The sequence below is a fragment of the Streptomyces sp. NPDC016845 genome (assembly GCF_044332585.1).
GTDB lineage: Bacteria > Actinomycetota > Actinomycetes > Streptomycetales > Streptomycetaceae > Streptomyces.
Genome location: NZ_JBIRPI010000002.1, coordinates 129,175 through 153,468 on the forward strand (window position 1 = coordinate 129,175; position 24,294 = coordinate 153,468).

General features: G+C 72.3%; 23 protein-coding genes. 11 read left to right on the forward strand and 12 right to left on the reverse strand.

Annotation, left to right across the window (positions count from 1 at the left end; all coding sequences use genetic code 11):
- Positions 1-14: 14 nt before the first annotated feature.
- On the forward strand, positions 15-230 hold the full coding sequence (locus tag ACH4RC_RS06465) for a DUF397 domain-containing protein (protein ID WP_398196016.1): 216 nt from the start codon (positions 15-17) through the stop codon (positions 228-230).
- On the opposite strand, the gene ACH4RC_RS06470 is transcribed toward ACH4RC_RS06465, so the two are convergent.
- The 10 genes from ACH4RC_RS06470 to ACH4RC_RS06515 form a co-directional block, all read right to left on the reverse strand.
- Positions 193-789, reverse strand: a complete 597-nt coding sequence (locus ACH4RC_RS06470; RefSeq protein ID WP_398196018.1) for a hypothetical protein — start codon at positions 787-789, stop codon at positions 193-195. The two genes, ACH4RC_RS06465 and ACH4RC_RS06470, sit on opposite strands and share 38 nt — an antisense overlap.
- A complete protein-coding gene (locus ACH4RC_RS06475) occupies positions 758-1,600 on the reverse strand; it encodes an FkbM family methyltransferase (RefSeq protein ID WP_398196021.1) in 843 nt (280 codons plus the stop codon). Before ACH4RC_RS06475 ends, ACH4RC_RS06470 begins: the two co-directional genes overlap by 32 nt.
- Positions 1,597-1,806 carry a Trm112 family protein gene (locus ACH4RC_RS06480; protein WP_398196024.1) on the reverse strand — a complete coding sequence of 70 codons (210 nt, stop codon included), beginning with the start codon at positions 1,804-1,806 and terminating at the stop codon, positions 1,597-1,599. Before ACH4RC_RS06480 ends, ACH4RC_RS06475 begins: the two co-directional genes overlap by 4 nt.
- Entirely contained in the window at positions 1,796-2,761 is a 966-nt protein-coding gene (locus tag ACH4RC_RS06485; protein WP_398196026.1) for a DMT family transporter, read from the reverse strand. Before ACH4RC_RS06485 ends, ACH4RC_RS06480 begins: the two co-directional genes overlap by 11 nt.
- A gap of 6 nt (positions 2,762-2,767) precedes the next feature.
- The gene (locus ACH4RC_RS06490; RefSeq protein WP_398196029.1) at positions 2,768-3,499 is read right to left on the reverse strand and encodes a class I SAM-dependent methyltransferase; all 732 of its coding nucleotides are present in this window, start codon (positions 3,497-3,499) and stop codon (positions 2,768-2,770) included.
- Positions 3,496-4,782, reverse strand: a complete 1,287-nt coding sequence (locus tag ACH4RC_RS06495; protein ID WP_398196031.1) for a condensation protein — start codon at positions 4,780-4,782, stop codon at positions 3,496-3,498. Before ACH4RC_RS06495 ends, ACH4RC_RS06490 begins: the two co-directional genes overlap by 4 nt.
- Positions 4,779-9,008, reverse strand: coding sequence for an alpha-(1->3)-arabinofuranosyltransferase family protein (locus ACH4RC_RS06500; protein WP_398196033.1), 4,230 nt, complete (start codon positions 9,006-9,008; stop codon positions 4,779-4,781). Before ACH4RC_RS06500 ends, ACH4RC_RS06495 begins: the two co-directional genes overlap by 4 nt.
- Positions 9,005-9,763, reverse strand: coding sequence for a class I SAM-dependent methyltransferase (locus ACH4RC_RS06505; protein ID WP_398196036.1), 759 nt, complete (start codon positions 9,761-9,763; stop codon positions 9,005-9,007). Before ACH4RC_RS06505 ends, ACH4RC_RS06500 begins: the two co-directional genes overlap by 4 nt.
- A 24-nt stretch (positions 9,764-9,787) precedes the next feature.
- Positions 9,788-10,882, reverse strand: a complete 1,095-nt coding sequence (locus ACH4RC_RS06510) for a glycosyltransferase family 4 protein (protein ID WP_398196039.1) — start codon at positions 10,880-10,882, stop codon at positions 9,788-9,790.
- A gap of 175 nt (positions 10,883-11,057) precedes the next feature.
- Complete coding sequence (locus ACH4RC_RS06515; RefSeq protein WP_398196042.1) at positions 11,058-12,071, reverse strand: DUF3068 domain-containing protein; 1,014 nt, start codon at positions 12,069-12,071, stop codon at positions 11,058-11,060.
- Positions 12,072-12,181: 110 nt separating this feature from the next.
- Between ACH4RC_RS06515 and ACH4RC_RS06520 the strand changes: the two genes are divergently transcribed.
- The 10 genes from ACH4RC_RS06520 to ACH4RC_RS06565 all read left to right on the forward strand — a co-directional run bounded on the left by ACH4RC_RS06520 (position 12,182) and on the right by ACH4RC_RS06565 (position 21,757).
- Positions 12,182-12,337 carry a hypothetical protein gene (locus tag ACH4RC_RS06520; protein ID WP_398197913.1) on the forward strand — a complete coding sequence of 52 codons (156 nt, stop codon included), beginning with the start codon at positions 12,182-12,184 and terminating at the stop codon, positions 12,335-12,337.
- A gap of 3 nt (positions 12,338-12,340) precedes the next feature.
- Positions 12,341-13,576 carry a helix-turn-helix domain-containing protein gene (locus tag ACH4RC_RS06525; protein WP_398196045.1) on the forward strand — a complete coding sequence of 412 codons (1,236 nt, stop codon included), beginning with the start codon at positions 12,341-12,343 and terminating at the stop codon, positions 13,574-13,576.
- A 152-nt stretch (positions 13,577-13,728) separates the two neighbouring features.
- Positions 13,729-14,502, forward strand: a complete 774-nt coding sequence (locus tag ACH4RC_RS06530; protein WP_398196048.1) for an IclR family transcriptional regulator — start codon at positions 13,729-13,731, stop codon at positions 14,500-14,502.
- Positions 14,499-15,356 (forward strand): SMP-30/gluconolactonase/LRE family protein, encoded by an 858-nt coding sequence (locus ACH4RC_RS06535; RefSeq protein WP_398196051.1) that lies wholly within the window; start codon positions 14,499-14,501, stop codon positions 15,354-15,356. Before ACH4RC_RS06530 ends, ACH4RC_RS06535 begins: the two co-directional genes overlap by 4 nt.
- Positions 15,357-15,575: 219 nt before the next feature.
- The gene (locus ACH4RC_RS06540) at positions 15,576-16,925 is read left to right on the forward strand and encodes an extracellular solute-binding protein (RefSeq protein WP_398196054.1); all 1,350 of its coding nucleotides are present in this window, start codon (positions 15,576-15,578) and stop codon (positions 16,923-16,925) included.
- Complete coding sequence (locus tag ACH4RC_RS06545) at positions 16,922-17,869, forward strand: carbohydrate ABC transporter permease (RefSeq protein WP_398196056.1); 948 nt, start codon at positions 16,922-16,924, stop codon at positions 17,867-17,869. Before ACH4RC_RS06540 ends, ACH4RC_RS06545 begins: the two co-directional genes overlap by 4 nt.
- Positions 17,866-18,717: a carbohydrate ABC transporter permease gene (locus ACH4RC_RS06550; protein ID WP_398196058.1), complete on the forward strand. Its 852-nt coding sequence runs from the start codon at positions 17,866-17,868 to the stop codon at positions 18,715-18,717. The genes ACH4RC_RS06545 and ACH4RC_RS06550 overlap by 4 nt, the downstream gene beginning before the upstream one ends.
- A gap of 55 nt (positions 18,718-18,772) precedes the next feature.
- The gene (locus ACH4RC_RS06555; RefSeq protein WP_398196060.1) at positions 18,773-20,278 is read left to right on the forward strand and encodes an alpha-N-arabinofuranosidase; all 1,506 of its coding nucleotides are present in this window, start codon (positions 18,773-18,775) and stop codon (positions 20,276-20,278) included.
- 106 nt (positions 20,279-20,384) lie between these two features.
- Complete coding sequence (locus ACH4RC_RS06560; protein ID WP_398196062.1) at positions 20,385-21,296, forward strand: sulfite exporter TauE/SafE family protein; 912 nt, start codon at positions 20,385-20,387, stop codon at positions 21,294-21,296.
- Entirely contained in the window at positions 21,293-21,757 is a 465-nt protein-coding gene (locus tag ACH4RC_RS06565) for an RrF2 family transcriptional regulator (protein ID WP_398196065.1), read from the forward strand. Before ACH4RC_RS06560 ends, ACH4RC_RS06565 begins: the two co-directional genes overlap by 4 nt.
- Positions 21,758-21,766: 9 nt before the next feature.
- Here ACH4RC_RS06565 and ACH4RC_RS06570 read toward each other — a convergent pair whose 3' ends face one another.
- Together ACH4RC_RS06570 and ACH4RC_RS06575 are read right to left on the reverse strand one after the other, a co-directional pair.
- Positions 21,767-22,963 carry a pyridoxal phosphate-dependent aminotransferase gene (locus ACH4RC_RS06570; RefSeq protein ID WP_398196068.1) on the reverse strand — a complete coding sequence of 399 codons (1,197 nt, stop codon included), beginning with the start codon at positions 22,961-22,963 and terminating at the stop codon, positions 21,767-21,769.
- An 84-nt stretch (positions 22,964-23,047) separates the two neighbouring features.
- Positions 23,048-24,214, reverse strand: a complete 1,167-nt coding sequence (locus ACH4RC_RS06575; RefSeq protein WP_398196071.1) for an aldose epimerase family protein — start codon at positions 24,212-24,214, stop codon at positions 23,048-23,050.
- Positions 24,215-24,294: the final 80 nt, after the last annotated feature.

A 24,294-nucleotide genomic window follows, 5' to 3' on the forward strand; every position in this document is an offset into this window, starting at 1 on the left:
CTGCGAGGTACCTCATGGCGCGCACCTTCATCTGGCGGAAGTCGTCTTACTCAGGCGGCGGAGACGGCAACAACTGCGTAGAGGTCGCCGCTCTCCCCACCCACGTAGGCATCCGTGACTCGAAGGCCCGGGGGCGCGGCCCCCTGACCGTCCCCCGCGTCGCCTTCACCACGTTCGTCGAGGGGCTCCGCGTCACACCTCCTGCCAGCGTTGCAGCAACCCCCAAGTGAACTCCGCCCGCACCCGGCGTGGCGTGCCGGATTCCTCGTCCGGGGCCGTGAACTCCAACCCCCAGCGTGTGGGTGCCGAGCCCTCCAGGGGGCGGGCCGGGGCGAAGGCGCGGGCCGCCTCGTCCACCGTGCAGGACCACGGGGTGAGGTCGGCCAGGGTGTGGAGCGGGGGCGAAGGCACGCCCGGGGTGCGGATCAGCCAGGCGTTCCAGACCGCCCCGGTCGGGGCCAGCAGAACCTCGAAGCGGAGGTCCGGCCAGAGCGGGACCGGCCAGAGCAGGGCTTCGCAGTCCAGGTCGCCGATCTTGCGGACCAGGCGCTGCTCCGGGGCGCCCAGGACCGAGCGGTACTGAGAGACCCCCGAACGCCCGCCCCGCGCATGCCGCATCGCCTGCCAGCGGCGATTCGCCTCGCGCATGTCGGCCACCGAGACGCCCAGGTCGGCGCGGGCCGTCTCCACCAGCTCCGGGTTGTGGTCGGCCATGCGGCGCAGCAGCACCAGCTGGAAGTCGAGCGGTGTGAACGGGTCAGGGGAGTTCTTGGGCGTGGGGCGTGGCATGGGTTCCATGGTCGCGCACCGGGCCGGGACGGCGCCCGTCCGGCAGGAACAGGACCGAGTTCACATAGCGCGGGCGGCGGGCCGTGGGGGTCAGGGCCCGGCGCAGCAGACCCTGTGAGGCGATGTGGGACGTGCCGCGCTGGTGGGCGGGGAGGTCGAAGTCGGTGAGCGGAAGCCAGTGGGTGGCGGGGAGGACCCAGCCCTCGTAGCCCTGCGCGCGCAGGTGGGCCACGACCGGGGCGATCGGCTGGATCCTGGTCTCCAGTTCGACGAAGAGGGCCGGGCGGTCGCGGTGGAGCAGCACCCGCGCGCCGCGCAGGACCGGCAGCTCCGCCCCGTCCACGTCTATTTTGATGAAGTCGACCTCGCGCAACGACAACTCGTCCAGCGTCACGCACGGCACCGTGTGCGGGGTCCGCGCGTGCAGGCCCTCCCTGCGGACCAGGGACGAGACGCCGCGTTCGCCGCGTTCGTCGTCCGGCGGCTGCCACAGCGGCGCGGCGCCGGGGCGGTCGCTGGCGGCGGCCCGGACGACCCGGACGTTCGGCGGCGCGGAGGCGGCGAGCGTCCGGGCCAGGTGCGGGACCGGTTCCAGGGCGACGACGCGTCGCGCGCGGGCCGCCAGGCGGTGGGTCCAGGGGCCGTACCAGCCGCCGACGTCGATCGCCGTGCCGCACCGTCCGCGCGGGGCGGGCAGCATGTCGGCGAGGCGAGCCAGCTCCGGTTCGAAGCGCGGGTACAGGGCTCTCGCCGTCGCGGCGGTCAGGCGGGGCGGGAGGTACGGGCCCAGGCGGGCCGCGAGGGTGGTCATGTCTCCAGGTCCTTCAAGAGCCGCTCGTGCTCGTCCTCCGGCAGTTGCTCGCCCGACGACGGCAGCAGTTGCGGGATGCCGTCGACGACCGGGTAGCGGCGGTGCAGGCGCGGGTTGTACAGCGCCGTCCCGCCGGGGAGCAGCACCAGCGGCCCCTTGTCGAGGGGGCAGGCGAGGATGCGCAGCAGCGGGTCGTCAGGGCTCATGGGGTTCTTCGGGCTCGTGGGGCACATGGGGGAGCAACTCTCTGGGGGCAGAAGTGGATGGGGCAGGGGAGACGGGTGGCGGTGCGTCGTGTTTCGGCATCAGCAGGAGTACGGCCACCGCCAGCACCGTCCCTGCGACCCGCAGGCCGAGCCGCAGCGGTTCCGACGGCAGCGACTCGCCGAACGCCAGCGTTCCGAGCACCGCCGTGAACAGGCACGTCACCGTCGTGCACACCGGCACGATCAGCGACGCCCGGCAGCGCTGCAACGCCGCCTGCGACATGACCAGGCCGAACGCGCCCGTGCAGAGGAGCAGATACGGGTACGGGGATCTGAGCACCGCCGGGATGTCCGGAAGGACTCCGGACACGCCCTTGATGGCCAGGGAGCTGACCCCGTAGAGCAACCCCACCGCCACGCCGTACTCGACGCCCGACGCGGGCCGGCGGTGCCGGTGGCCCGCCCTGCGTTCCGCCGCCGCGTACAGGTACAGGCCCGCCGCCAGTGACGGGAGGCAGACCGTGAGGATCAGCGGGGCCGGGGCGGCGCCGCCGACGGTGTCCCGGTCGTGGCCGGTGTCGCGCAGCGAGAGCACCACCATGAGCAGCGCGAGGAGGATCGCGGCGATGGCGTACCGCTCGCGGGCGGAGGTGCGTTCGCCGAGCATCCGCGAGGAGAGCAGCAGGAGCAGTACCAGGCCCGTGATGAAGATGCCCTGCGCCGCCGCGATCGGCAGGGTCCGGTACACCACAAGCTGGGCGCCGAAACCGGAGGCCAGGGCGATGGAGCCCGCCAGCCACAGCGGGCTCGTCACCACATGGCGGAGCAGTTGCGCCGGGCGGCGCACGCTGACCTCGGGGAGCCGGGTCAGGGCCCGCTTCTCCAGGACGAAGCCGACGCTGTACAGCGTGTTGGCGAGCAGTGCCGCGCCGACCCCCCATGCCACGGCGGGCATCGCACGTCACGTCCTTCGGGCGTGCAGGAGGAGGATCGAGGCGAGGGACGGGGCCCCGCAGGCGAGGCGGTCCAGGGGGCGCAGGGCGCGGGGCACTCCGTGGAAGGGCGCGCCCGTCACCCGTACGACCTCGAAACCCGACGCCGCGACGAACTCGCACAGCGCGCGCCGCGTGTACAGGCGCAGGTGGCCCACCACCTCGGTGCCGGGGCGGCCGTGCACCGCGCGCAGGCTCACCTCGGAGAAGACCGGTTGCACGCCGGCCAGGAGCAGGGCCCGGTTGTACCAGGCGGCGAGGTTCGGGGTGGAGAGCATCAGGTGGCCTCCCGGGCGCAGGACCCGGCGGAGTTCGTCCAGGGCGGCGTCGGGGTCCACGAGGTGTTCGAGGACCTCGGAGAGGAGTGCCGCGTCGGCCGATCCCGACGCGAACGGCAGGCCGTCCCCGGTCAGTTCGCCCCGTACGACATCGGGGATCCGCCGCGCCGCCCGGCGCAGCGCGTCCTGGGACCAGTCCACGCCGACCAGGCGGTGACCCGGCAGCAGGCGGGCCGCCGTCGCCGCCGCGCTGCCGTCGCCGCAGCCCACGTCCAGGACGGTGGCGTGGTGGGTGCCGCGGAGGGCGGCGGCCAGGGCCCGGGTCTGGCGCAGCGTGCGGGGCGTGCCCGAGGCCACGGGGACGGCCGGGTTCTCGTAGAAGTCCCGCAGACCGCGCGGCGCCAGCGTGGGCGTCGTCGTCATCGTGCCTCCTCCTGAGTCGCGTGGAGGTGGTGCTCGAACAGGTCGCGCAGGCGCACTCCGTCGCCGTGGCTCAGGAGCGTGCGCGACCAGCGCAGGGCCACGTGCAGCCGGCCCGCCGTGGACGCCGTCGTGAAGGTGAGGCCGCGCGGCATGCGGGCCGGTGCCGAGAACCAGACGGCGCGGGCCCGGCAGCCGTCGCCGAAGTCCAGGGGGTAGGGGATCCGGCCGATGTTGCTGAGCAGCGTCGTCGAGGTCCAGGGGGCGGCGGCCGTGCGCAGGGCGCGGGTGGCGGCGGCGCGCCAGGCGACGGGAGCGTAGGGAGAGGTCAACAGGGTTGCTCCATGACCGAGTTGGGGGCGTACCAGGGACCTGAGGGCCGCCGTGCGCTCGGCGGTCAGGCGCAGGAGCGCGGGTGTCGGGCGCTGCAGTTCGGCGGCCGACAGGGGGACTCCGACCAGCCGTGTCCCGTTTCCGATCGGCATCGTCGCGTCCCGGGGGCGGTCGTCCACCGGCATCGTGATGCGCAGAGGGCGGCGGGGCCGGTGCACTCCGTGCTCGTCGTTCCAGTTCGCGACCGTGCGGGCCGTCGCCACCATGAGCTGGTCGTTCACCGTGTACGGGGCGCCCTTCGGGCGGCGCGGCACCGCCAGCTCGCAGACCAGCATGCCGTTGCCGGGGCGCGCTTCGGGAGTACCGGGGGCCACCCGCGCCGGGCGTGCCCAGGAGGACGGCAGGCCGGGCGGGGGTGGTCTGCGCGGGGGCGGTGGAGGCGTGGGGGGCGGGGTGTTGCCCCGGCCGCCGTAGAGGTCCGCCGCCGTCGCCAGGACGCGGAGGCAGGCCGGACCGTCGAGCGCGGTGTGGTTGATGGTGAGGAAGAGGACGGTGTCGCCGGTCTCGGGGTGCGGTACGCACTCCAGGCGTACGGGGGGCGACGTGGTCAGCGGCGGGGCCTCGGTCAGCGCCCGGGTGCGGGCCCGCTTGAGCGCGTTCGGGCCCGGCTCGGGGAAGGACACCGGGGGGACGTCCGGGCCGTCCGTCAGCTCCCACGTGTAGCGGCTCGTGTACCAGCGGCGGGGGGCCTCGCGCATGAGGATGCGGGGGTGTGCGCGCAGGGCTTGGCCGAAGGCGGTCCTCAGTCTGGGTGGGTCCAGGTGGCCGGTGAGGTGTACCTCTATGTGGACCGTCTCGGGTTCGTCGTGTTGTTGGCAGTGGCGGGCGATCTCGTCGACGGTCGGGAAGGGGTGGCGGTTTTCCTCGGCGCCCGGGGTCGTCGTGGCCGTCATGGCTTGGGCCCCTCTTCCGTGGCGCCCGGGGCCGCCGTGGACGTCTCGGGGCTCCGCCCCGGACCCCGCTCCTCAATCGCCGGAGGGGCTTGATTTGCCGGACCGGCTTGATTTGCCGGACCGGCTTGATTTGCCGGATCGGCTTGATTCGTCGGAGGGACCGGACTGGTCACCAGCGCCGCGAACAGTCCGACCAGTGCCAGTACCTGCGCCACCCCGCTGAACGCCCCCTCCCCGTCCCGTACCGGGACCCCCGCCCCCGTGGCCGCCGCCACGCCCGCCGCCGCCATGGCCAGGAACGCCAGCGGTACGAGGAGGGTGTGGCGTTTCCACGCGAGGAGGGCCAGGGCCGGGACCAGGGCCGCCCACGGGCCCGCGATCACGATGCCGACGGCCGTGAGGACCACCGTGCCGAGGATCCACCCCGGCGGCGGCGGAGGAATCGGCTGCTCCACGGGCTCGACCGGCCCGCGCCGCCACAGCGCCAGGCCGATGAGCAGCAGCAGCATCGCCCCGCCCACGATCAGCCCCACGTCGTAACTGGTCGCGGGCTGGTAGGACAGCTTGACCGTGCCCGCCGCCCCGTCCGGGATGAGCCACGCCTGCTGCCAGCCGTCCAGGCGGAGGCTGGAGAGCTTCTTGCCGTTGAGGGTCGCCCGCCAGCCGTCGTTGGCGTTCTCGTACGTCGTCAGGTACGTGGCCTCGCCCGCGCCCACCCGCACCTCGCGCTGGTCGCCGAGCCAGTCTCCGATGGTGAGGTCGCGGGCGGCGGGCGGGACGGCGTCCGTGTCGGCGCCCACGCGGGTCAGCGTGATGCTGGTCGGTGCGAGCGGGCCCTCCCTGTCCGTGCTGAGGGTGTGCGGTCCGGCGGTGAGCGTGAGCCGGTCGCACAGGGCGATGGCGACCGGGCGGCGCTCCGTCAGGTCCGCGAGGGCGCCGCGGGCCGACGTGCGGTGGCGGACGCCGTCGATCGTGACCGTCGGGCCCTCGCCGCACGGCAGGCTGAACCGGCGCTCGGGCGTCGGCTGCCGCACCCGGTACGAGTCGAGCGCCGGGATGTACGCCTCGGTCAGGCCCACCGGGAGCTGGAGGTCCTCGTCCGCGACCGGGTTGTGGAGCGTGAGCGGGGCGGTGTCGGTGATGGTGATGGTGAGGCGGTCGGTGGTGATGGGGTCGAAGTTCGCGACCCCGTTCTGGTCCACGCCGGCGACCGCTGCACCGTCCGGGGAGCTGATCTCGATCTTCTCGGGGCGGCTGGACAGGCCGCCGGCGGCGGGCAGGACGAGCTGGGAGACGGGCTGTCTGTCGGGCCAGCGCAGCTGGATCGTCGGCCGGTCGCCCGCGATCCAGGCGGTGGTCAGGTCCCCGTCGGTGAGGTTGCGGGCCGAGGTGTTGGGGCCGATCCGGGCCGTGGAGCCGGCGGTGGCCGTGATGGCGCGGCGCTGGTCGGGGGCGACGGAGTAGAGGAGTTCGTCGAGCGCCTCCGTCGGGGCCGGGACCGCCGTCGCCTCGAACGTGAACGGCGCCGTGGTGGACGTGGTGAAGGAGCGGTGGATCGACGGGGCCAGGTCGGTGAGGGTGAGGGCGCCGTCACCGGTCGCGCGGCGGAACGTGTACTGGTCCGCCTCGTCGGAGTCCGTCGGCAACTGCAGCGCGCGGGCCGCCCGTAGGCCGGGAACGCTGATCTCGGCGAAGCCCGCGCCCGTCAGCGAGGGGCGCCTGGCCTGCGTGTCCAGGATCTCCACCCGTAGCCAGTTCGCGGCGCTTGCGGGCGCCTTGACGCGCTGGCGCTTGCCGTTCGGCAGGATGTCGGCCGTCGTGCTGCCCTCGTCCGTCTCGACACGGATGCGGGTGGGCGCCGCCCGTACCTGCTCCTGCGGGAGCGGTGTCACCTGGATCGTCGATGGGACGCGGGTGGGGCGGGTGAAGTCGACGCGGACCCATGAGCCGTCCCCCGAGTCCGGGGAGCCCGCCGTCCACGCGGTGTCCGGATCGCCGTCGAAGGCGTGCACGGGGTCGAACTGCGGGAGGTGGAGCAGCCAGTTGCCGCTGGAGGACGCGGAGACCGAGCGGGCCCCCTCGATCCGGGCGGTGGTCTGATGGGCGAGGCCCCGGGTGGGGAGGATCTGCTTCGGCTTCTCGCCCGGATTCTCGGCGGCGTCCGGGCTGTTGCGCTCCGTCGGCGTGTACGGGAACGAGGTGTTGGTGTTGACCAGGCCGAAGCGGGTGTCGGCGCGGCGGAGACCGTCAACGGCCATGCGCACGGCCGGTGTTCCGATGCCCGGGTGGTTGTCGCCGGTCAGGACCGCGGGGCGGTTGCGGAGCGCCGGGTCCGCGGAGAGCGGCAGCAGGGACTCCGGGCCGCCGCTGACCTCCGCCGTCGAGCCGACCGGGAGCAGGGCCGCCTGGCCGGGACGGCGGGTGCCGGCGGCGGGCGCGTAGATCTCGACCGAGCGGGAGCGCGGGTAGATGCCCTCGACCTGGATGGGGGTGTCCTCGGCGATCCGGCCGCCGGTCACGGGCGGGCCGAAGCCGGTGACACGGTGGTAGCCGGACTCGGTCAGCGTCCGCTTGACCGTGGCGGTGGGCACGTAGCCGAACTGGTCCGGGTCCAGGTCGTTGCGGACCACCACGTAGTACAGGCCGCTTCGCGACAGGTAGTCCTGGAGCCCCGGGACCTCACCGCCCGACATCAGCGCCTGCTCGATCGCGTCCAGGGTGCGGCGGTTGCCCGGCGTGCCGAACGGGACGTAGTCGCGCTGCGCCCAGCGGGAGTCCGCGAGCACGTCGAGCGGCTGGTCGATGGGGGAGCCCCAGGTGTAGATGCCGTGCGCGGTGGCCGGGACGACGAGGGCGCGCGAGTCGGGGGAGTACTTGTGCAGCCAGTCCGCCGTCGTCTCCCAGTACGCCGGCAGCTTCTGGAACGAGCCCGACTGGAGGATCGAGCCGTTCAGGTACGGCCACGCGAGGCCCGGCAGAATCAGGACCGCGACGACGAGCGGTGCGAACCGGCGCCCGCGCAGCGGTCTGGTGCCCCGGGTCTGTGTGGCGATGCCCACGACGTGCGCGAGGCCGATGACCAGGGCCAGGGCGAGGCCCGTCTGGAACTTGTAGATGTTGCGGAACGGGGCCAGGCCGCCGTCCAGCCACGACTGGACCGTCTCGTGGAAGGGGGCGCCCGCCGCACCCCCGTACCCGGCGAGCGTGACGAGCGCCGCCGCCATGACCGTCAGCAGCAGCCAGCGGCGCTCGGGCAGGTCGCGGCGGGCCAGGCCCGCGAGTCCGAACGCCGCCGCGAGCGCCGAGCAGACGATGACGACGGCGGCGGTCGCCACGGTCCAGCCGGCCGGGAGCCATGCCTCGCCGAGGTGCAGGTAGGCGACCCAGTTGCCCGCGCCGCGCAGGCTCTCCGTCGCCGCCATCGTGTCGGTCGTGGTCCGCGCGTCCTCGATGAAGGGCAGGAAGTTCTCCCCGTAGACGCCGAGCAGCAGGAGCGGGACTGTCCACCAGAGGGTCGCCGCGACCACCGCAGGGAACCACCAGGCGATCTGCTGCCGCTTGCGCGGGCCCGGCGCGCGGGAGAGGAGGTAGAGGCCCGCCGGGAGGAGCGAGGCCAGGGTCGCCGCCGCGTTCACCCCGCCCATGAAGGGGATGAGGAGCGCGGAGTGGACCGCTGAGACGCGCGGGGACCTGCGGGGGTCGGTCAGCGGGAGCAGGACCCACGGGAGGAACGCGCCGGGCAGCGCCGCCGCCGACGTCGAGCCGATGACGATCGTGTACGTGGGCCACAGCGCGTACGCCGCCGCGGCGAGCAGGCGGCTGCGCGAGGTGCCGGCGCCGAGGCGCTCCATGAGTCTGAGGGCGCCCCAGAACGCCGCCGTCACGACGATCGACAGCCACAGCCGTTCGGCCAGCCAGACCGGCAGGCGCACCAGGTCCGCGAGGCCGTAGTACGGGAGCATCGGGAACGCGTAGCCGATGTACTGGTCCGTGATGCCGCCGAACCCGGCGCGGTCGTGCCAGAGCTGGCCGAGGTCGCCGATGAAACGCCACGGGTCGAGGACGACGCCGAGCTTCGTCTCGAACGTCGTCCGGCCCGGGTGCACCGCGCAGAACAGGACGAACAGCACGGCCCAGAAGGACAGCAGCCAGCGGCGCGAGCGCGGGCCCGGTTCGGGGTCCGGGTGCGGGGGCGCGGCGGGTGGGGCCTGGACCGTGGTCGTCATGAGGGACACCGCCTGAGGATGAGGAGGAGGTTCCAGGTGACGAACTCGCGCATCCCGGGCACGCGCGCGACCGCCTGCGTGAGGAACGGCCAGTAGCGCGAGCGCGCCGTGACGACCGCCACGTCGTCCCGGGCGCGGACGTGGCGCAGGGTCGGGCCGATGTGGTGGACGAAGAGGTTCACGCCGAGGGTGTGCTTGGGGGCGCGGCCCGTGCGGCGCCGGTAGCGGGCCTGCGCCCGGCGGGCGCCCAGGTAGTGCCAGGGCGCCCACTCGTGGCCGCCCCACGGCGAGAGCCAGTTGGTGAACGAGACGTAGATGAGGCCGCCGGGGCGGGTGACGCGGACGAGTTCGCCGAGGAAGGTGTCGCGGTCGGCGACGTGCTCGAGGACGTTGGAGGAGAACGTGACGTCCGCCGCCGCGTCGGCCAGCGGCAGCAGATAGCCGTCGGCGACGACCGTGGACGGCGGCGGGTCGGGGCCGAACTCGCGCGGGTCCGGTTCGAAGAGGATCCCCTGCGCGCCGCGCTCCCGGAACTCCCGCGTGAAGTGCCCGCTGCCGCCGCCGACATCCACGACGATCTTCCCCGCCACTTTCCCGTACGCCTCGACCTGGTCAGCGGCGTCCCGCGCGAGCAGCGCGTAGCAGGCCGCCGGGTCCTCCCGCTCGTGCATGAAGGCCCGCAGGAGGGTGAGGGACCGTCCCACCGACGGGTCCCGGAACCCGGCCCCGCTCACGGCCCCGGGCCCCCGCGCCATCCGCGCCCGGCCCCGTGCCCCCGCTCACCCACGTCCCCTCACCGCCTCCGCCGCGACCGCTCTGAACCGGCTGACCGTCTGGGTCCAGCGGTAGGCGGAGGCGCGCTCCTCCGCCGCCTTGCCCATCAGCTCGCGGCGGTGGGTGGAGAGGGCCAGGGTGCACCAGGCCGCCGCGAAGGAGGACGGGCAGTCGGCGAGGAGGCCGGTGACGCCGTTCTCGACGGAGTCGCGGACGCCGGGCACGTCGAAGCCGACCGCGGGGGTGCCGCGCGCCGCCGCCTCCGTGACGACCAGACCCCACCCCTCCACGGCCGAGGGGTGCAGGAGCAGCCACGCCTCGCAGAGCAGCCGGTGCTTCTCGGTCTCGGAGACGTGGCCGGTGAACTCGGTGTCGGGGCCGGCGAGGCGGCGCAGGCGGGCACTTTCGGGGCCGTCCCCGACGATCAGCAGCCGGCCGCCCGTCACCGGGCGCACCCGCTCCCACAGGCGCAGGAGCAGGTCGATCCGCTTGTACTCGACGAGCCGGCCCATCGCCAGGAACAGCGGGTCCGGCGAGCGGTCGGCGCGCGGGCCCGGCTCCTCGACGCCGTTGGGGACGAGCCGGATGCGGTCCTGGTCGACGCCGATGGTGTGCAGGGCGCTCGCCGTGGAGGGGGAGACGGCGACGAGCAGGTTACGGCGCTGGGCGCCGGACAGCGCCCAGTGCTCGAGTCTTCGGCCGACATGGGCGGCGGGCGCGAGGGGGCCGCGGAGCCGCATCCGCCACAGGTCCGTATGGACGTGGTTGACCAGACAGAGCGTGGGACCGCGGTGCCAGAGCGGCGCCAGGTACGGCATGCCGTTGCAGACCTCGACCAGCAGGTCGCAGTCGCCGACCTGCCGGGCGAAGGCCGAGCGGGCCCGCAGATAGTGCGCGGCCTGCCCGCCCGCCGACACCACCCGGTAGTCCCGGAAGGCGCCGTACGCGGCCGGTCCGCCGCACAGCAGCGTCACCTGGTGGCCCAGCTCCGTGAGCCCGTCGGCGAGGCGGTCGACGAGCAGCTCGGAGCCGCCCGCGGCCGGGTTGCCGAGGTCGCGGTGGGCGAGGAAGACGATGCGGCGCGGCACGTGCTGGGGCATGGGTGCTCCAACTCGTCTCGGCGTGAGTGCGTGGACGGCTCGGCGAGGTGCGGTCCGCCGAGCGGTGCCGTACTTGTCGGTTGCACAAGGTGGGGTTCGACAGTTTTCGCCGCGCTGTGCGCCGCGGCTACTCACCCGCGTGACAAGTTTGGCCTCGATCCGAGCTGACGTGCCGTCACATCATGGTTTTCTGCAGGGTCGTCGAGGGCGGGCCGGGATCCGGGCGCCCCGGCTGCCCGTCCCGCGCCCGCCGGCCCCCTGCGCCCCGTACGACGAACACGGTCCCGGCCGCCACGAGCAGCGCACCCAGCACGCCCGCCACGAGGGGCAGCACGGTGCCGAGCAGCCGCAGGAGGTCGTTGTCGTCCCGGGCGAGCGCGACCTGCGCCCGCTGCGTGGCCGGGGTGAACGCGATCTTCCGGCTGTCCAGGAGCACCGCCGCGTCCCTCGCCGTGCCGGGCGCGCGCAGCGTCAGGCGGGGGCCGACGGCCGCGTAGACGATCCGGCCGGTGCGCGGGTCCGCGACGAGGTCGACGCGGTGGTTGGCGTACCACTCCTCGGCGAGGACCTGCCCCTTGTCGGGCTGCCCGACGATCCGCCCCGGCACCTGGCGCGAGCCGGTCCGGGTGGGCGCGACGCTGCCGACGAACCGGTAACCCGTGTAGCCGCGCACCTTCGCCTTCCCCTCGTACCGGAGCGGCACCGTCGCGCCGAGCGTGCTGTCCCACCAGGTGTACGTGCGCTTCTCGACGCGGAAGGGGAACTTCAGGTAGGCCTCGCCCGCGAACACCGGGTCCTCGCCGCAGCAGTGCACCGGGGCGTTGGTCGCGCGGTCGGTGACCCAGCGCTCCTTGGTCCACTGCAGCGCGTCGTGCGGGTCGGCGGCGGGCAGCGACTCGTCCGTGTCGACGGACGTGGTCACGTCCCACACGGCCCGGCCGCTGCGCTCGCTCTCGGCGACGTCACCGCGGACCTGCCGGGTGATCGTCAGGTCCTGGTTCCTGACCGTCCTGATCCGGTCGGTGTCGAAGTAGCTGCCGGTTCCGGTGAACACGGTCGTCGCGTCGACATCGGTGCTGGTGCGCTCGGCGCGCGGCTCCACGTACCAGGCGAGCATCCCCGCGAGGACGAGCAGGAACGTGCCGAGACCCACACAGACGAAAGGAAACTTCGCGGGAGGGCTCTTCATGGGCCGGGAACCGTAGACGCGCCTTGACGGAGTGTCAATCACCTGTCAAAACTGGGTACTTGACGGCAGGCGCAGGGTGGGGACCAGGCCGCTGCAGAGAGGCTGACCCTGTGATGAACCGACTGCTCGCCGCCGCGCTCACCGCGGCCGCCGGAGCGGCGCTCGCCGTCGCCGCCTCCTTCGGCGCGCTCGCGCTGATCAACGCGACACCGGACCAGCCCAACACCCCGCTCGTGACCTACGAGACCCCCGGCCAAAGGCGCTGAGCCGTGCCCGCCGCCACCCGCTCCGCCTGGTGCGACGTACCGGGCCTCCAGGTCAAACAGTTCGCCGCGCTGGCCATGGAGGAGGCGCCCCGGCTCGCCCAGGACATCTTCGACGAGATCCGCCGCGAATTCCCGCACCTGCCGCTCGTCCACGACGCGTCCGGCGAACCCCTCGCCCTGGTCGGCATCCGCCGCGCCATCGAGGGCTTCGTACGCCGCCTCACCGACGTCTCCGCCGACGGCACGGGACCGGCCCCGGACGGCCGGCCACCCTCCGTCTTCCAGGAGTTCGGCCGCGGCCAGAGCGTGCACGGCCGCAGCCTCGACTCCCTCCAGGCCATGTACCGGCTCGGCGTGAAACTCGCCTGGCGCCGCCTCGCCGACCTCGGCACGCGCCTGCGCATCCCGCCCCCGGCCATGTACGAACTCGCCGAAGCGGGCTACGAGTACCTCGACGGCCTCGTCGACCAGTCGGTCCGCGGCTACGCCGAGGCCGCCGCCCGCCAGGCCGGAGAACGCCTCCGCCTGGAGCGCAAGCTCATGGACCTCATGCTCGAAGGCCGGACCGCGGCGCCGCCCGACCCCGTCGCGGCGCTCACCGAACGCGCCGCCCGCATCGGCTGGCCGGTGCCCGAGCGCGTCGCCGTCGGCGTCCTCGTGCGCCCCGCGCGCGACGCCGTCGCCCCCGCCGTCGGCCCCGACATCCTGCTCGACATGGAGACCGAACGGCCCCGGCTCGTCGTCCCCGACCCCGACGCGGCAGGCCGCCCCGACCTGCTGCGCCGCGCCCTGGCCGGCTGGAGCGGCGCGATCGGGCCGCCCGTCGCCCCGCCCGCCGCCGCGAAGTCGCTGCGCTGGGCCGAGTCGGCGGTCGCCCTGATGGAGCGCGGGCTGCTCCCGGCCGACGAGGTCCTGCACTGCACCGAGCACACCCAGGCGCTCGTCCTGCTCCAGCCCGAGGAGCTGGTCGACGACCTGACCCGACGCGCGCTCGCCCCGCTCACCCAGTGCGGGCCCACGCACGCGCGGCGCCTCGCCGAGACGCTGCTCGCCTGGCTGGAGACGCGCGGCGGGGCCCCGGAGGTCGCCGCCCGCCTGGGCGTCCACCCGCAGACGGTCCGGTACCGCCTGCGCCAGATCCGCGAACTGTGGGGCGCCGAGGTCGACGACCCCGACCGCCGTTTCGAGCTGGAACTGGTGCTCCGGGCCCGGCGCCTGCGCGGAGAACTGGGCGCCTAGAACAGGCCCCAGGGACGCCTCCAGCCCCTATTGCCCGCTCCACCGCGCTGTGCGTAGCCTATGTTCGCGATACCGACCGACTGTTGAAATGTCGAACACGTTGCACATGTCGAACTCGGCCGAACGTTGTCGAGCATGGGAGGGGGCCGATCGTGGGACGTCTCGTACCCGCCGTGACGCGGGCTCTGGACATACTGGAGCTCTTCCTGGACGGGGACGGCACGCTGTCCGCCCCCGACATCGTCCGCAAGCTACAGCTGCCGCGCACCACGGTCCATGAGCTGGTGACCACGCTCGCCGCCCGCTCCTACATCGTGCAGGTCCCCGGCCAGCCCGGCCGCTACCGCCTCGGGGTCCGCCCCTACCAGCTCGGCAGCCGGTACGCGGAACAGCTCGACCTCGCCGCCGAGGGCCAGCAGGTGGCCCGTACCGTCGCCGAGACCTGCGACGAGACGGTGCACGTGGCGATCCTGGAGGGAACCGACGTCATCTACATCGCCAAGGTCGACTCCACGCACGCCGTGCGTATGGTCTCCGCCGCGGGCCGCCGCCTTCCCGCGCACTGCACCTCGGTCGGCAAGATGCTCCTCGCGTCCCTGCCCGAGTCCGAGCTGGCGGTCCGCATCCCGGCCGACGCCGAGCTGCTCGCCATGACGGAGAACAGCCTCACGGACCCGGCCGCCCTCCACGCCCACCTGGCCGACATCCGCCGCCGCGGCGTCGCCGTGGAGTCCCGGGAGTCGAACACGGACGTGTCGTGCGTCGCCGCGCCCGTCCGCGACCGCACCAACCGGGTCGTCGCCGCGCTCTCCATCTCCGTACCGATGATCCGCTGGAGCGACGACCGCCTGGACGAGCTGACCCAGCTCGCGGCGAAGGGCGCCGCCGATCTGTCGGAGCGCCTCGGCCACCGGGGGACGATGTGAGCGCCGTCGAGGTTCCGGTGGAGGTGGCGGTACGGGGGTCGGCGCAGCTGGGGGAGGGCCCGACCTGGGACGCGGCCGGCGGCCGGCTGATCTGGGTGGACATCCTCGGCTCGCGCGTCCACACCTACGACCCGGACGGCGGCCGCCGTACGGTCATGGCCACGGAGCAGCACGTGGGGGCGGCGAAACCGCGTGCGGGTGGCGGCCTGGTGGTCAACCTCCGTGACGGGGTGGGGAGCTACTCGCCGGAGGGCGCCTTCACGTGGCTGCACCGCGAGCCGGTCGCCGGACGGCGCGGCAACGACGCGGCGGTCTCCCCCGACGGTGCGCTCTGGGCGGGCTCGATGGCGTACGACGAGACGCCCGGCGCGGGCAACCTGATCCGCGTGGCGCCGGACGGATCTTCGGTGGCGACGGTCCTCGACGACGTGACCGTCTCCAACGGCACGGGCTGGAGCCCGGACGGCGCGCTCATGTACTACGTGGACACGCCGACGCGCCGCATCGACGTCTTCGACGTGGACGGTGAACGGGTGGGCGAACGACGGGAGTTGACCACGATCGAGGAGGGCGCCGGCTTCCCCGACGGTCTGACCGTCGACGCGGAGGGCTGTATCTGGGTGGCCCTGTGGGACGGCGCGGCCCTGCGCCGCTACACCCCGTCCGGCGCGCTCGACCGCGTCGTGCCGTTGCCGGTCCAGCGCCCGACGGCGTGCGCGTTCGGGGGCCGTGACCTGACGGACCTGTACGTGTCGACGGCACGGGTGGGCCTGCGCGCCCCGTCCCCCTTGGCGGGCTCGCTGCTCGTCCTGCCGGAAGCGGGCCAGGGCCTCCCGCAAACCCCCTTCGGCTAGCCCCCGCCGGGGGCGCGGGGAACCGCGCGCCCAGCCGCAGAACAAGCCGCACTCGCGAACGCTCCTACGGGGCGGACGCGAGGGCGGCTTTTCTCATGGGCCGCGCCAATTTCAGCGCGACCCATTGACGGTGAAGCGCTTCGACTCTACGGTCCCGTTCGAAGTTACGAGCGGCAGTCGAAATGTCGAACACTTATCGTCGAACAGTAAGGGCAGGGCATGGGACGACCTGGCCTGAACCGCAGGCAACTCCTCGCCGGACTGGGCGGGTTGACCGTCGCCGGGAGCTTCGGCTTCGCGGCGCTCGGAACCGGCGCCGACGCGCTCGCCTCCGGCGCCGACACCCGGGTCCGCTACTGGAACCTCTTCAGCGGCGGCGACGGCTACAACATGATCGCGATGCTGGACGCCTTCCGCGCGGCCAACCCCGGCATCGACGTGAAGGACTCCACCCTCCAGTGGGGCAGCCCCTTCTACACCAAGCTCGCCATGGCGGCGGCCGGCAACCGCGCCCCCGACCTCGGCGTCATGCACCTGGGCCGGGTCACCGGATTCTCGCCGGGCCGCCTGCTCGACCCCTGGGACGTGGACCTCCTCGCCAAGTACGGCGTACGGGAGCAGGACTTCAACCCCGAGCTGTGGAAGCGCGCCGTGATCGACGGCAAGCTCTACGCCCTGCCCCTCGACATCCACGTACAGCTCAGCTTCTACCGCAAGGACGTGCTGAAGAGGGCGGACCTGCTCGGCGACGACGGCCGGATCGTGCCGGTGACGTCGACGGACGAATGGTTCGACCTCCTGAAGAAGGCGAAGAAGGCGACGAAGAAGGGGCTGCAGACGCTCGGCCTGCACGCCAACGACCTGAACTTCATGTGGTGGTTCTTCGTCGCCTTCTACACGCAGCTCGGCGGCACGTACTTCAACCCCGCGAACACCGAGGTCACGTTCGACACGGACAAGGCGGCCCAGGTCCTGGAGTTCCTGCGGCGGCACGTCACCGACGGGTACGCGATCGCGGGCGCGGCGGACGGCGAGCAGTTCATCAACGGGGCGCCCTTCACCTGGGAGGGCAACTGGTCGGTGCCGGTCTTCGACGGCGCGAAGCTCGAGTACGGGGCGACGCCGCTGCCGCCCGTCTTCGGCAAGCGGGCCACGCACGCGGAGTCGCACTCGTTCGTGCTGCCGCACCAGGCGGACCGGGGCGGCGCCGTCAACGAGGCCGCGCACCAGCTCGCCGCCTACGTCGTACAGCACGCACAGCAATGGGCGGCGGGCGGCCACATTCCCGCCTACACCCCCACCCTCTCCACGGCCGCCTACCGCAAGCTCGCCCCGCAGAACGAGTACGTGTCGGCCATGACCCACCAGGCCACCGAGCCGAAGGTGTGGTTCGCGGGCTCCACCGGCATCCTCGCCCAGCGCGTCGGCCCGATCGTCGTCTCCTCGACGATGGGCTCCGCGAAACCGGCGGCCGCCGCCCGCCGCATGAAGAGCACACTGACCCAGCTCCTCGCCATGAAGAACCCCATGGACGGCCGCACCGCCGCGCAGGGAGGCGGAGTCGCATGACGACGACCAGCGCCGAGACCGTCATCGCCGCACCCCGCGCGCACAGCGCGACCGCTCCGCGCGGGGCCGCCGTCCGCCGCAGGCAGGGCTTCCAGCACGGCGGCTGGTTCGTGGCCCCGTTCCTCGTCCTGTTCGCGCTGTTCGTGATCTGGCCGCTGCTGCGCGGCATCTATCTCAGCTTCACGGACGCCAACATCTCCGGCGACAGCCCCGGCTTCGTCGGCCTCGACAACTACCGCGAGGCGCTCCAGGACCCGCTGATGTGGGACGCGCTGGGCCACAGCGCGTACTTCACGCTCCTGGTCGTCCCCTGCATCACCGTGATCGCCCTCCTCCTCGCGATGCTCGCGCACCACATCGAGCGCGGGAAGTGGCTGTGGCGGCTCTGCTTCTTCCTGCCCTTCCTCCTCCCGTCGACGGTCGCGGGCAACCTGTGGCAGTGGCTGTTCAACCCGGGCACCGGCATGATCAACCACGTCTTCGGCATCGAGACGCCCTGGCTGACCGACAAGTCGTACGCCATGCTCGCCGTCGTCATCACGACCCTGTGGTGGACGGTCGGCTTCAGCTTCCTGCTCTACCTCGCCGCTCTCCAGGGCATCCCGGCCCACCTCTACGAGGCCGCGAAGCTGGACGGCGCCAACGCCTGGCACCGCGTGGTCCACATCACGCTGCCGATGCTCCGCAACATCACCGGCCTCGTCATCGCCCTCCAGATCCTCGCCTCGCTCCAGGTCTTCGACCAGGCCGTCACGATGATGGACTTCGGCCCGGGGCCCGAGGACTCGACCCGCACGTTCGTGCAGTACACGCTCGAACAGGGCTTCACCAGCTACCGCGTGGGCTACGCCTCCGCGATCTCCGTCATCTTCTTCGTGATCATCGCGGCCGTCGCCCTGGGGCGGATGTGGCTGCTGCGCAACCGTGAGGAGGGGGCACGATGAGCACCGCCACCCGTCGTGGTCGTAGTACATGGACACCGAGCCAGATAGCCCTGACGTTGCTCGGGACGGCCGTATCGGTGGTCTTCCTGGCGCCGCTGGCCTGGGCCCTGTTCACCTCGCTCAAGTCGGAGACCGAGGCGGTGGAGGTGCCGCCGCACTGGCTGCCGCAGGAGTGGACCGGCCAGGCGTGGAAGGCCCTCTTCGAGACGGGCAACATCACCAGCTGGTTCGTCAACTCGCTGGTCGTCTCGGTGTGCGTCACGGCGGTCGTCCTGTGCGTAGCCGCGCTCGCCGGATACGGCTTCGCCCGCACGGAGTTCCGGGGCAAGGGCGTCCTGATGGGCGTGGTGATGGCGGGCCTGATGATCTCTCCGGCGGTGCTCGGCGTCCCCCTCTTCACCACCGTCCAGCAGATGGGCATGGTGGACACCTACTGGGGGATGATCCTGCCCCAGTGCGCGCCCGCCGCCATGGTCTACATCCTCTACAAGTTCTTCCAGGGCATCCCGGGGGAGCTGGAGGAGGCGGCGTTCATCGACGGCGCGGGCCGCTGGCGGATCTTCTTCACCATCGTGGTCCCGCTCGCCCGCCCCTCCCTCGCGGCGGTCGGCATCTTCACCTTCATCGCGTCGTGGAACAACTTCCTGTGGCCGTACATGGTCACCAACAACCCCGACCTGATGACCATGCCCAACGGCATCGCGACCGTCATGAACTCCTACGGCATCCAGTGGGCCCAGCTCATGGCCGGCGGCCTGATGGCGGGCCTGCCGCTGATCGTCGTCTTCGTCTTCTTCCAGCGTCAGATCGTGGCGGGAGTGGCACACACGGGCCTGGCGGGCCAGTAACGCCGACCGCTTACGCCGACCGCTTACGCCGCCGCACCTCACCGAAGGGAAAACATTGCGCACCGCACGCTTCGCACTCGACCCGGCCTTCACCGTCGGCCAGGTCAGCCCCCGGCTCTTCGGCTCCTTCGTCGAGCACCTCGGCCGCTGCGTCTACACCGGCATCCACGAGCCGGACCACCCGACGGCGGACGAGACGGGCCTGCGCACCGATGTCCTCGCCCTCGTACGGGAGCTGGGCGTGACGACGATCCGCTACCCCGGCGGCAACTTCGTCTCGGGCTACAAGTGGGAGGACTCGGTCGGCCCGGTGGACGAACGCCCGCGCCGCCTGGACCTGGCCTGGCGCACGACGGAGCCGAACCGCTTCGGCCTCTCCGAGTACATCGCGTTCCTGAAGAAGATCGGCCCGCAGGCCGAGCCGATGATGGCGGTGAACCTGGGCACGCGCGGCGTCGCCGAGGCCATCGAACTCCAGGAGTACGCCAACCACCCCGGCGGCACGGCCCTCTCCGACCTGCGGGTGGAACACGGCGACAAGGACCCCTTCGGCATCAGGCTCTGGTGCCTGGGCAACGAGATGGACGGCCCCTGGCAGACCGGCCACAAGACGGCCGAGGAGTACGGGCGGCTCGCGGCGGAGACGGCGCGTGCGATGCGCCAGATCGACAACACCGTCGAACTGGTCGCGTGCGGCAGCTCCAGCCAGGCGATGGAGACGTTCGCCGAGTGGGAGGCGAAGGTCCTCGCCGAGACGTACGACCTCGTCGACCACATCTCGCTCCACGCCTACTACGAGGAGCACGACGGCGACCGGGACTCCTTCCTCGCCTCGGCGGTGGACATGGAGTCGTTCATCGAGAACGTCGTGGCGACCTGCGACCACGTCGGCGCCCGCCTCAAATCCTCGAAAAAGATCAACCTCTCCTTCGACGAGTGGAACGTCTGGTACATGTCCCGCACCGAGGCCCAGGTCTCGGCCCTGGACTGGCCGGAGGCCCCCCGCCTCCTGGAGGACGTCTACTCGGTCACCGACGCCGTCGTCTTCGGCTCGCTCCTCATCGCCCTGCTCCGCCACGCGGACCGCGTCACGGTCGCCTGCCTCGCCCAGCTGGTGAACGTCATCGCCCCGATCATGACCGAGCCCGGCGGCCCGGCCTGGCGCCAGACGACCTTCTACCCCTTCGCCCAGGCATCGGAGTACGGCCGCGGCGAGGTCCTGGACGTACGGGTGTCGGGCCCGACGTACGAGACGCAGCGCCACGGCACGGCGGACCTCCTGCACGCGACGGCGGTCCGCGCGGAGGACGGCACGGTGACGGTGTTCGCGGTGAACCGCGGCCAGACGGAACCGCTGCCGCTCGAAGTGGCGCTGCACGGCCTGGCCTTGACGGAGGTCACCGAACACTCGGTCCTGGCGGACGCGGACCCGGACGCCCGCAACACGCTGACCGACCCGGACCGCGTGAAGCCGCACGCGGGTACGGGGACGTCGCTGGAGAACGGCACCCTCAAGGCGTCCCTCGAACCGCTGTCGTGGAACGTGATCCGGCTGGCGTAGGACCCACGTCACCCACAACCGCTGAAACGGCCCGGCCGCGTCCACCTGACGAGATTCGCACGCGATCCATATCAATCCCATAGGGAACGTATGCACAGTAGTCCGCATGGACTTCTCGTGGACGATCGTCGTCGCCGGGGCCCTCGTCGGCCTCGCGGTCGGGCTGACCGGGATGGGCGGCGGCGCCCTGATGACGCCGATCATGGTCATGTTCTTCGGGGTCAATCCGACCGCCGCCATCGGCAGTGATCTGGCGACCTCCCTGTTCATGAAGCCGTTCGGCGCCGCCGTGCACCAGAAGGCGGGGACGATCCGCTGGGACATCGTGCGGTGGCTGCTGCCGACCGCCGTCCCCGCCGCGTTCGGGGGAGCCCTGCTGCTCCAGGCGTTCGGGGACGGTGAGCAGCTTCAGGAGCGGGTCAAGTACGTCATCGGCGGAGCGCTGCTGCTCGCCGTGACGGGCATGATCGCCAGGATGTGGCTGGACCGGCGGCGCGGTCTCGGGTCCGACACCGCCGAGGACGCGGACGTGCGGGTCAGGCCCCTCGCCACGCTGGTGATCGGGCTCGTCGGCGGGGTCGTCGTCGGGATGACCTCGGTCGGCTCCGGCTCGCTGATCATCGTGATGCTGATGCTGGCCCATCCCCGGCTCAAGGCGAACCACCTGGTCGGCACGGACCTGGTGCAGGCCGTTCCGCTCGTCGGCGCCGCCGCCCTCGGGCACTTCCTCGTCGGCGACGTCTCCCTCGGCCTCGCCGGCACCCTGCTGATCGGCGCCATTCCCGGCGTTCTGGGCGGAGCCGTACTCTCCACGCGGGTCGGCGGGCCCGCCCTGCGCTGGGCGCTGATCGTCCTGCTCACAGGGTCCGGCCTCGCCATGTGGGGCCTGGAAGGGGTTCCGCTGGTGCTGGTCTGCCTTGTCGCCGCCGCCGTCGGCGTCACTGTCACCCTGCGCACCCGGCGCGGCGAGGAGCGTGGCGTCACGGCCCCCGAACGGACCCCGACAATGACCCCATGAGGATTTCAGCCCGAGCCGACTACGCCGTGCGCGCGAGTCTGGAACTCGCCGCCCGCACGAGCTGCGACGGCGAACCCGTCAAGGCCGAGGTGCTCTCCGACGCCCAGGACATCCCGCACAAGTTCCTGGAGGGAATCCTCGGCGACCTGCGGCGCGGCGGCATCGTCGCCAGCCGGCGCGGCGGCAACGGCGGCTATCTCCTCGCCCGGCCCGCCGACGCCATCACCGTCGCCGATGTCGTACGCGCCGTCGAAGGCCCCATCGTCTCCGTACGCGGCGAACGGCCCAGCGCCCTCGCCTACACGGGCCCCGCCGAACCGCTCCTGCCCCTCTGGGTGGCCCTGCGCGCCAACGTGCGGAAGATCCTGGAGGGCGTCACCCTCGACGACATCGCCCGCGACCGCCTCCCGGCCCCCGTACGGGAGCTGGCCGACGACCCGGCGGCCTGGCGCAACCCCTGAGCCCGGCGCTCAAGGACTCGGCGCCCACATCAGCCGGTCCACCGCCGCCGTCCCCGAGCTGTAGGGCCGCGCACCGTAGGGCCCGGCCCCGAGCAGCGCCTCCAGTCCCGACACCAGCCGCACGACGTCGGGCTGAGGCCGCACCACGAGGCGCAGGAAGCGGCTGGACGAGCCGATCTTGTTGCCGCACTCGCGGACCAGGACCCCGTGCCGGGCCAGGAGCTGATCGCGGAGCCACACCCCGTCGACGCCGTCGGGCAGACGCACGTACAGGAAGTTGCCCTGCGACGGGTACACGGTCAGGCCGGGCAGGCGAGTGAGACGGTGGCGCATGTCCTGGCGGTCCTGGCAGACCTGGCGGATGCTGGCGGCGTACTCCTGGCGGTGCTCGCGCAGCATGAACACGACGGTCTCGGCGAAGGAGTTGAGGTTCCACTTCGGCAGCGCGGCCCGCACCCGCCCGGCGAGCGCCGGGTTGGCGACGAGGTAGCCGAAGCGGATGCCGTGCAGGCCGAAGTTCTTGCCGAGGCTGCGCAGGACGATGACGTTGGGCCGCAGGACGGCCTCCTGGACGAGGCTCGGGTCCCGGCCGCCGCCGTCCGCGTCGGCGAAGTCCAGGAAGGACTCGTCGACGACGACCAGGTCCAGGTGGCTCAGCTCGTCGACGAGGGTGAGCAGCGCGCGGCGGGGGAGCAGGCCGCCGTCGGGGTTGTTGGGGTTGCAGATCACCGCGGTGCGCGAGCCGCGGGCATGGAGGAAGTCCGCGTACGACGCCGGGTCGAGGGCGAATCCGTCGCGCTCGGGCAGCGGGAACATGTCGACACGTTTGCCGGTCTCCATCGGCTGGTCCGTCCATCGCCCGAAGGTCGGTACCGGGACCGCGAGGGACTCGCGGACCAGCAGGTGGTCGATCCAGGTGATGAGCTCCGTCGAGCCGTTGCCCATGGCTACCGTCGCGGGGTTGAGGCCGAGGACCTGGCACAGCTCGGCCGTGATCGTCGCCGCGTCGCTCGGGTAGTACGTCAGGATCTCGTGCAGCCGCCCGCGCAGCGCGTCGAGCATCGCGGGCGTCGGGAAGTACGGGTTGCAGGGGATGCAGAAGTCGGTCACCGGGCCCCCGGACGCCGCACCGGCCCGCGTCAGCTGGCCGTACGACGGGGTGTGGGCCGTGGCGCCCTGGAACAACGAGACGACGCTTCCGCTCATCACATGCCTCCGCCCGTATCCGTGGTGACGTCCTTCACGGATACGTCTACGGATACGGGCGGGGCGGTGTTCAACCCATGCGGCTCACGTGCCGAACGAGTGCACCGTCGTCGACCGGTACGTCTCCCCGGGCCGCAGCACCGTCGACGGGAACGCCGGCTGGTTCGGGGAGTCCGGGAAGTGCTGGGTCTCCAGGCAGAGGCCGTCGCCCTGGCGGTAGGTGCGCCCCGACGGGCCGACGAGCGTGCCGTCGAGGAAGTTGCCGGAGTAGAACTGCACCCCGGGCTGGTCCGTGGCGATCTTCAGCGTGCGGCCCGAGCCCGGGTCGCGGAGCGTGGCGAAGTGCACCGGGCGGGCCGTGATGCCCTTGTCGAGGACCCAGTTGTGGTCGAAGCCCTTCGCGGTGACGAGCTGCGGGTGAGCGGCGCGGATGTCGTCGCCGATCGGCTTCGCGCGGCGGAAGTCGAACGGGGTGCCCGCCACCTTCGCCAGCTCACCTGTCGGGATCAGCCCGGCATCGGTGGGCGTGTAGCGCGACGCTGCGAGGGTCAGTTCGTGGTCGTAGACGCCGCCGCTGCCTTCTCCCGCCAGGTTGTAGTAGGTGTGGTTGGTGAGGTTGACGACGGTCGCCTTGTCCGTCGTCGCCTTGTAGTCGATGCGCCAGTCGCCGCGCGCGGTGAGCGTGTAGGTGACCGTCACCTTGAGCGTGCCGGGGTAGCCCATCTCGCCGTCGATCGACGTGTAGTGCAGGTGGAGGCCGACCTCGGAGCCGGATGTGAACGGTTCCACGTCCCAGACCCGCGTGTTGAAGCCCTTCGCCCCGCCGTGCAGCGAGTTGGCGCCGTCGTTCACGGAGAGCTGGTACGCCTTGCCGTCGAGGGTGAAGCGGCCGTTCGCGATGCGGTTGCCGTAGCGGCCGATGGTCGCGCCGAAGAAGGTCGTTCCGGTGACGTAGCCCTCGATGTTGTCGTAGCCGAGGGAGACGTTCACGTACCGGCCCTTGCGGTCCGGGAGCTCCAGGGACTGCACGATGCCGCCGTAGGAGAGGACCTTCAGGCGGGTGCCGCCGTTCGACAGGGACCAGCGGTGGATCCTCGTACCGTCGGCGAGCCTGCCGAACAGCTCCTTCGTCGGTCTCTTTCCCGATGCGGCCGGCGCGGCGTGTGCCGTGCCGCCGAACGTGGTGGTGGCGGCGATGCCCGCGGCGCCGGCCGCCGCGAGCACCGTTCGTCTGGTCGTGGCCGGATCCATCTGACGCTCCTAAAGCGGGGAGTGGTGCCTGATGACGTGCGACGTGCGACGTGCGACGTGCGATGTACGTGTGGGGAGCG